The following is an 8,070-nucleotide window of genomic DNA, read 5'->3' on the forward strand; positions in this document are numbered from 1 at the left end:
TGAGGTTCAGCTCCTGTTGTCGGCGTCGAGTCCTGTGAGCGTGTCGCGCAGCCCACGGTGTACATCCTCGTACACCTCGACGTGGTCCTCGGTGGGAAGCAGGTCGGCATCCCGCAGGCGGACAAGGACGGCGTCCACCTCGGTATTCCCCGTGGCGTCCAGCACGACCCCCAGCGGACGCGGCCCCGCGTCGGCGACCGCCTCCGCCGGGACCGCAGCCTCCGGTGCGGGCGCGGGTGCCACGCCCTCGAGCCCGGTCTCAGTCACGTCCCTTCACCTCCTGCGTGCGGCCCGCCGCCCTCTTCGCGGGGGTGGCCTTCTTCGCGGGGGTGGCCTTCTTCGCCGCGGCCGTGGTCTTCGCCGGGGCCGCCTTCTTGGCGGGGGTGGCCTTCTTGGCCGCCGTCGCCTTCTTGGCGGGGGCGGTGGCAGCGGTGCCGGACACCGCGGCGGTCTTCTTGGCGGGGGTGGCCTTCTTGGCCGCCGTCGCCTTCTTCGCGGGCGCAGCCGCAGCCGCGCCTGGTACCGCCGCGGTCTTCTTGGCCGGGGCGGTCTTCTTGGCGGGGGCCGCCTTCTTCGCCGCGGGCGCCTTCGCCGGGGCCGCGTTCTTCCGCGCGACCGGCACGGCAGCCGTGCCCGCGGCCATGTCGGGCTCCGGAACCACAGGAGCCGCAGGCGTGGCGGGAGGCTGCGCCGGCGCGGCGTTCTTGCGCGCCACCGGGGTGGCGGCGGGAGCGCCCGTCCCCGTGGGCTTCTTCGCGGGCGCGGGCGCGGGCTCGGGCCTGGCGACCGGCGCATGCTCCGCCGGCGGCCGCGGCGGCACGTACAGACCGGGGTCCGGCTCCTCGTCCGTCATGTCGGCCCCGGCCGGCTCCCGGTCGTCGTCCTCCAGGTTCCGGATGCGGCGTTCCAAGGCCTCCAGGACGACGCCGACCTTGGTGACCTCGTCCGCGAGCCGTCCGACCCGGCTCATCGCCTTGTCGATCTCCTCGCGGATGAGACCCACGAGCAGGTCGCGGTTGGCCCGTCCGGACGCCATCAGCTCGTCCGCGAGCGTCTGCACCTCGGGCGGGATCCGCTCGCCGATGCTCCGCTGGACCGCGTCGACGTCTATCCCGGTCTGGTCGAGCAGTTCCTTGGCCGCCCCGACCGCCCGTCGCCGGGTGGCCTCGGTCAGGCCGCCCGCGATCTGCAGACAGGTCCGCAACGCGTCCCGCATACGCCCTCACTCCTCGCCTTCGCCAGTTCCCCAGACTTCGTCGGTCACGACGCTACCGCCTATGGCGCCGCGTCTCCCCGACGGTCCCCTGCGGTACCGTCGATCAACACCAGCACGAGCCACGTCCGAACGGGAGAAGCACAGCCCATGGCGACCATCGAGGAGTGCCGCAGCGCGCTCGAGCGGCTGTCCGAGAACCTCGCCGGGACCGAGGGCGACCTGCGCAGCGCGGCCGCTCTCGACCGCTCGCTGAGCTGCCGCATCACCGATCTCGACGTCACCTTCGTGGGACGTCTGGTGGACGGCCGCATCCAGGACGTGGTCACCGTGCAGGGCCCGCCGGCCGAGCGCGCCGAGATAAGGCTGACCATGGCCGGTGACGACCTCGTCGCGCTCGTCGACGGCAAGCTGCACTTCGCCAAGGCGTGGGGCAGCGGCAGGGTCAAGCTGGAGGCGGGCTTCCGCGACCTGCTGCGGCTGCGCAAGCTCCTCTAGAGCCCCAGCCGGTCCAGCGCCTTCTCCGCGTCCAGGTCGCAGGAGCCGTCCCCGGCCCGTGTCCAGGCCGCCGCGCACAGCGCCCGCAGCCCGTCCATGGGCTCGCCGTCGCCGTCCAGCAGCAGCGCCCCGTCGCCCGCCGAGGCGGTCCAGCCCCCGCAGCGGTACGCGCCCGCACCGGCGTCCGTGACCTCGGGCTGCGGGGTGAGCAGGCCGCGCAGGTCGGCGTCCACGTAGGTGGGCCGGTGCTGCGGCGGAGCGGCGAGCAGCAGTGCGGGAGTGGTGACCCCGGTGAGCACCAGCAGCGAGTCGACGCCGCCCGCGTCGGCGCCCTCGATGTCCGTGTCGAGCCGGTCGCCGACCACCAGCGGCCGTCGCGCGCCGGTCCTGATGACCGTCTCCCGGTGCATGGGCGGCAGCGGCTTGCCCGCGACCTGCGGTTCGCCACCGGTCGCGATCCGGACGACCTCGACGAGCGCGCCGTTCCCCGGTGCCGTGCCACGGGCGGTCGGGATGGTCAGGTCGGTGTTGGACGCGAACCACGGCGCACCGCGGTTGACCGCGTACGCCGCCTCCGCGAGCTGCTCCCAGCCGACCTTGGGCGAGTAGCCCTGCACGACCGCGGCGGGGTCGTCGTCGGCCGAGGCGACCGGCTGGAGCCCGCGTTCACGCAGCGCCTCCACCAGCCCCTCGCCGCCGATCGCCAGCACCCGTGCGCCCTCCGGGACCTGATCCGCGATCAGCCGGGCCACCGCCTGGGCGGAGGTGATGACCTCTTCGGCCTCGGCCGGCACGCCGAGCCGCGTCAGGTGCTCCGCGACGGTCCGCGGCGTGCGGGCCGCGTTGTTGGTGACGTACGCCAGCCGCATGCCGTGGGCCCGCGCCGAGCCGAGCGACTCCACGGCGTGCACGATCGCGTCACCACCCGCATAGACCACTCCGTCCAGGTCGAGCAGGGCGGTGTCGTACGCCTGGTCAAGGGGGCTTTCACTGCCGGCCGGGCCGGTCCTGTGGGTCATCGGGCGGTCGCTCCTCGTATGTCGTCGATCACTCGGCACACTTCGCGGACATGACCCGCGTAGCATGCCCGGATGAGCAATTCCGGACCCGCTGTACGGGGCTTGCGGCTGGCGCCGTTCCGCGCGCTCCGCTACGTCCCCGAGCGGGTCGGCAGCCTGGCCGCGGTCACCTCGCCACCGTACGACGTCGTCGTCCGGCCCGAGGAACAGCGGCACCTGGAGACAGCCGACCCGCACAATGTCGTGCGGCTCATCCTGCCCACCGCCGAGCCCCCGGACGGCCGGCACCGCAAGGCCGCATGGGCGCTGTTCCAATGGCAGGAGGAGGGCGTCCTGGCCCTCGACCCCAAGCCCGCCCTGTACGTGTACGAGCAGCGCGAGGGCGATCAGGTGCAGCGCGGCCTCATCGGTGCCCTGCGCCTGACCCCGCCCGAGGAACGGATCGTCCTGCCGCACGAGGACGTGATGCCCGGCCCGGTCGCCGACCGCGCGGCGCTCATGCGTGCCACGGCCGCCAACCTCGAACCGCTGCTGCTGGCGTACCGGGGCGATGACGGGGAGGCGGCCGAGGTCGTCGAACGCACCGTCGCGGAGCCGCCCTTGCTGGCCACGACGACCGAGGACGGCATCCACCACCGGCTGTGGGCGATTACCGACCCGGGGGCGATCGCCGCGGTCGACGCCGACCTGTCCCGGCACCAGGCCGTCATCGCCGACGGCCACCACCGCTGGGCCACGTACCTGCTGCTGCAGGCCGAGCACGAGGCCCCCAGTCCCTGGGACTACGGCCTGGTGCTGCTGGTGGACACCGCCCGCTACCCGCTGCGGGTCCGCGCCATCCACCGCGTCCTGCCGCAACTGCCCGTCGCGCGGGCCGTCGAGGCGGCCCGCCACGCCTTCCGCGTACAGGAGCTGCCCGGCCCCCTCCCGGAGGCCCTGGCCGCCCTGGAGGCCGCGGCGGCCGAGGGCAACGCCTTCCTGCTCACCGGCGACGGCCGCTTCCGCCTCCTGGACCGGCCGGACACCGAGGCCCTCGACCGGGCCATCCCCGGGGACCGGCCCGAGGAATGGCGGCAGCTGGACGCCACGGTGCTGCACAGCCTGCTCCTGGACCGGATCTGGGAAGTGCCGGACGCCCCCGAGCACATCCACTACATCCACGACACCCAGGCCGCGGTCGAGCGCGCCGAGCATTACGGCGGCACGGCCGTGCTCATCCACCCGGTGCGCGAGAGCGTCGTGCACGACCTCGCCAAGCAGGGCGTGACGATGCCCCGCAAGTCGACCTCCTTCGGCCCGAAGCCGGCGACCGGCCTGGTGCTGCGCAGCCTGGAACTCGACGGCACGCCCGCCTGAAGCCGCACAACACGAAGGGCGGCATCCGCGTGACGCGGATGCCGCCCTTCGCCTTGCTCCGGTTGCTCCGGCGATCAGTCCTCGGTGCCCTTGGCGGGCTCCTTGAACGGGTCGTCGAGGAACGCCGTCGGGTCGGCCTCGTCGGTCAGGTCGACGTCCGGCTCCCCGGCGTCACCGGCCTCGTGCTCCTCGTGGTCCTCGTGGTCCTCGTCGTCGGAGGCCTCGGCGTCCGCGGAGTCCTCGGCGGCGGCGTCGGTGTCGTCGGTGTCGTCGCGGTCGTCGTCCCGGTCCGCCGTGACGGGCGCGCCGGCCCCGGCGCCCTCGTCCAGCGCGTCCACGAAGGCCACGCCGTCCAGCTGCGCCAGCCGGTCGGAGGCGTCCGTGCTGCCGCTCTGGTCGGCCTCCAGCGCCTTGGCGAACCACTCCCGGGCCTCGTCCTCACGGCCCGCCGCGAGCAGCGCGTCGGCGTACGCGTAGCGCAGTCGCGCCGTCCACGGGTGCACGGCGTTGGACGCCAGTTCCGGGCTCTGCAGGGTGACGACGGCGGCCTCGTTCTGGCCCATGTCGCGCCGCGCACCGGCGGCCACCAGGCGCATCTCCACCTGACCCGCGCGGTCCAGCTTGTGCACCTCCGGCGCGCCCGCCATCTCCAGCGCGCGCTCCGGGCGGCCCATGCCCCGCTCGCAGTCCGCCATGACCGGCCACAGGTCGACCGTGCCCGTCATCCGCCGGCAGGCCCGGAACTCGGCCAGCGCCTCGGCGTACCGCTCCGTGGCGTACGAGGCGAAGCCGGCCGCCTCACGGACGGCGGCGACACGGGACGCGAGTCGCAGCGCGACCCTGGAGTAGCCGTAGGCCAGGTCCGGGTCCTCGTCCAGCAGCCGGGCCACCATGACGAGGTTGCGCGCCACGTCCTCGGCGAGCGTCTTCGGCAGGCTCATGAGCTCCTGACGCACGCTGGGGTCGATCTCCTGACCCGTCACGTCGTCCGGGATGGGCAGCCGCTTCACCGGCTCCCGCTCCTCTCGGCGCTCGTCACGGCCCCGGGTGTTCTCGAACCGCCCGCGCCCCTGCACGTACGGCCGCCGACCGCCGCCCTGGCCCCGCTCGTCATCACGACGCGGGCCGCGGGGACGCTCGTCCCGACGGTCGTCGCGACGGTAGCCGCCACGGTCGTCGTCCCGGCGCGGCCCACGGGGCCGGTCGTCACGCCGGTCGTCACGCGGCCGGTCCTCACGGGGACGGTCATAGCGCGGCCGGTCGTCACGACGGAACCCACCACGGTCATCGCGCCGGTCGTCACGGGGACGATCCTCACGCGGACGGTCATAGCGCGGCCGGTCGTCACGACGGAACCCACCACGGTCGTCACGCCGGTCGTCACGCGGCCGGTCCACACGAGGCCGGTCCTCACGGGGACGGTCGTAGCGCGGCCGGTCGTCACGACGGAACCCACCACGGTCATCGCGCCGGTCGTCACGCGGCCGGTCCACACGAGGCCTGTCCTCACGGGGACGGTCATCACGGCGGAACCCACCGCGGTCATCGCGCCGGTCGTCACGGGGACGATCCTCACGCGGACGGTCGTAGCGCGGCCGGTCGTCACGACGGAACCCACCACGGTCGTCACGCGGCCGGTCCACACGAGGCCTGTCCTCGCGCGGACGGTCATCACGGCGGAACCCACCGCGGTCATCGCGACGGAACCCACCGCGGTCGTCACGCGGCCGGTCCACACGGGGCCTGTCCTCACGCGGACGGTCATAGCGCGGCCGGTCGTCACGGGGACGATCCTCACGGGGACGGTCGTACCGCGGGCGATCGTCGCGACGGGGCCCACCACGGTCATCGCGTCGGTCATCGCGCGGCCGGTCGTCGCGACGGGGCCCACCGCGGTCGTCACGCCGGTCATCACGACCCCGGTCCTCGGACCGCCCACGCGGCCGGTCGTCGCGGCGGTAACCGCCGCCGGCCCGGTCGCCTTCGCGCCGGGGGCCGCCGCTGCGGTATCCACCCCGGTCGCCGCCCTGGCGCGGAGCGCGCCGCTCAGGCCGATCAGGCCGTTCCTCGGGCGAGTTGGACATCGACGTGACTCCTGTCGTTTGTGCTGCCGTAGTGCCAGTCTCTCGTACCAGTTCGCGAACTGTGCACCACGCTAAAAAACAAAAGGACCCCCGGTCCCAGCGCTTTGGCCAGGACCGAGGGTCCACAAAGATTGTTCGGCGGCGTCCTACTCTCCCACAGGGTCCCCCCTGCAGTACCATCGGCGCTGAAAGGCTTAGCTTCCGGGTTCGAAATGTAACCGGGCGTTTCCCTAACGCTATGACCACCGAAACACCATCGGGTGTTAGGCGAACAAGCACACTTTTCAGTTAAGTGACTGGTTCAACCGGTGCGACCGTTCGCAACCCGGGAACCAAACAGTGGACGCGAGCATCTGAGGACAAGCCCTCGGCTTATTAGTACCGGTCAGCTCCACCCATTACTGGGCTTCCACATCCGGCCTATCAACCCAGTCGTCTACTGGGAGCCTTAACCCCTCAAGGGGGTGGGAGTCCTCATCTCGAAGCAGGCTTCCCGCTTAGATGCTTTCAGCGGTTATCCCTCCCGAACGTAGCCAACCAGCCATGCCCTTGGCAGGACAACTGGCACACCAGAGGTTCGTCCGTCCCGGTCCTCTCGTACTAGGGACAGCCCTTCTCAAGACTCCTACGCGCACAGCGGATAGGGACCGAACTGTCTCACGACGTTCTAAACCCAGCTCGCGTACCGCTTTAATGGGCGAACAGCCCAACCCTTGGGACCGACTCCAGCCCCAGGATGCGACGAGCCGACATCGAGGTGCCAAACCATCCCGTCGATATGGACTCTTGGGGAAGATCAGCCTGTTATCCCCGGGGTACCTTTTATCCGTTGAGCGACGGCGCTTCCACAAGCCACCGCCGGATCACTAGTCCCTACTTTCGTACCTGCTCGACCCGTCAGTCTCACAGTCAAGCTCCCTTGTGCACTTACACTCAACACCTGATTGCCAACCAGGCTGAGGGAACCTTTGGGCGCCTCCGTTACTCTTTAGGAGGCAACCGCCCCAGTTAAACTACCCACCAGACACTGTCCCTGATCCGGATCACGGACCGAGGTTAGACATCCAGCACGACCAGAGTGGTATTTCAACGACGACTCCACAATGGCTGGCGCCACTGCTTCACAGTCTCCCACCTATCCTACACAAGCCGAACCGAACACCAATATCAAGCTGTAGTAAAGGTCCCGGGGTCTTTCCGTCCTGCTGCGCGAAACGAGCATCTTTACTCGTAGTGCAATTTCACCGGGCCTGTGGTTGAGACAGTCGAGAAGTCGTTACGCCATTCGTGCAGGTCGGAACTTACCCGACAAGGAATTTCGCTACCTTAGGATGGTTATAGTTACCACCGCCGTTTACTGGCGCTTAAGTTCTCAGCTTCGCCCCACCGAAATGGAGCTAACCGGTCCCCTTAACGTTCCAGCACCGGGCAGGCGTCAGTCCGTATACATCGCCTTACGGCTTCGCACGGACCTGTGTTTTTAGTAAACAGTCGCTTCTCGCTGGTCTCTGCGGCCACCACCAGCTCAGGGAGCAAGTCCCCTCACCAGCAATGGCCCCCCTTCTCCCGAAGTTACGGGGGCATTTTGCCGAGTTCCTTAACCACAGTTCACCCGAACGCCTCGGTATTCTCTACCTGACCACCTGAGTCGGTTTAGGGTACGGGCCGCCATGAAACTCGCTAGAGGCTTTTCTCGACAGCATAGGATCATCCACTTCACCACAATCGGCTCGGCATCAGGTCTCAGCCTCATGAGTGGCGGATTTGCCTACCACTCGGCCTACACCCTTACCCCGGGACAACCACCGCCCGGGCTGGACTACCTTCCTGCGTCACCCCATCGCTCACCTACTACTGGATAGGTTCAGCGGCTCCACCACTCCCCATCACTCCGAAGAGA

7 protein-coding genes and 2 rRNA genes (1 of these 9 cut by a window edge) are annotated in these 8,070 nt (G+C 70.2%); 2 read left to right on the top strand and 7 right to left on the bottom strand.

What is annotated here, in order from left to right; genetic code table 11:
- Positions 1–6: 6 nt before the first annotated feature.
- Positions 7–267, bottom strand: coding sequence for a hypothetical protein (locus AC1VWI_RS12680; protein WP_499511091.1), 261 nt, complete (start codon positions 265–267; stop codon positions 7–9).
- Complete coding sequence (locus AC1VWI_RS12685; protein ID WP_499511092.1) at positions 260–1,216, bottom strand: histone; 957 nt, start codon at positions 1,214–1,216, stop codon at positions 260–262. Before AC1VWI_RS12685 ends, AC1VWI_RS12680 begins: the two co-directional genes overlap by 8 nt.
- Before the next feature lie 147 nt (positions 1,217–1,363).
- On the opposite strand from AC1VWI_RS12685, the gene AC1VWI_RS12690 reads away from it, so the two are divergent.
- Positions 1,364–1,711: a sterol-binding protein gene (locus tag AC1VWI_RS12690; RefSeq protein ID WP_499511093.1), complete on the top strand. Its 348-nt coding sequence runs from the start codon at positions 1,364–1,366 to the stop codon at positions 1,709–1,711.
- Here AC1VWI_RS12690 and AC1VWI_RS12695 read toward each other — a convergent pair.
- Positions 1,708–2,730 (bottom strand): HAD-IIA family hydrolase, encoded by a 1,023-nt coding sequence (locus tag AC1VWI_RS12695; protein ID WP_499511094.1) that lies wholly within the window; start codon positions 2,728–2,730, stop codon positions 1,708–1,710. The genes AC1VWI_RS12690 and AC1VWI_RS12695 overlap by 4 nt on opposite strands.
- A gap of 72 nt (positions 2,731–2,802) precedes the next feature.
- Here AC1VWI_RS12695 and AC1VWI_RS12700 point away from each other — a divergent pair, with 72 nt between their 5' ends.
- Entirely contained in the window at positions 2,803–4,086 is a 1,284-nt protein-coding gene (locus tag AC1VWI_RS12700; RefSeq protein WP_499511095.1) for a DUF1015 family protein, read from the top strand.
- A gap of 74 nt (positions 4,087–4,160) precedes the next feature.
- Here the strand turns inward: AC1VWI_RS12700 and AC1VWI_RS12705 are convergent, their stop codons facing one another.
- The 4 genes from AC1VWI_RS12705 to AC1VWI_RS12720 all read right to left on the bottom strand — a co-directional run.
- Positions 4,161–5,042: a hypothetical protein gene (locus AC1VWI_RS12705; RefSeq protein WP_499516786.1), complete on the bottom strand. Its 882-nt coding sequence runs from the start codon at positions 5,040–5,042 to the stop codon at positions 4,161–4,163.
- Positions 5,043–5,092: 50 nt separating this feature from the next.
- A complete protein-coding gene (locus AC1VWI_RS12710; protein WP_499511096.1) occupies positions 5,093–5,998 on the bottom strand; it encodes a hypothetical protein in 906 nt (301 codons plus the stop codon).
- 305 nt (positions 5,999–6,303) lie between these two features.
- A 5S ribosomal RNA gene (rrf, locus tag AC1VWI_RS12715) occupies positions 6,304–6,420 on the bottom strand.
- A gap of 105 nt (positions 6,421–6,525) precedes the next feature.
- Positions 6,526–8,070, bottom strand: a 23S ribosomal RNA gene (locus tag AC1VWI_RS12720) (it continues 1,576 nt past the right edge of the window).

Source organism: Streptomyces sp. TOM-9 (assembly GCF_056858595.1).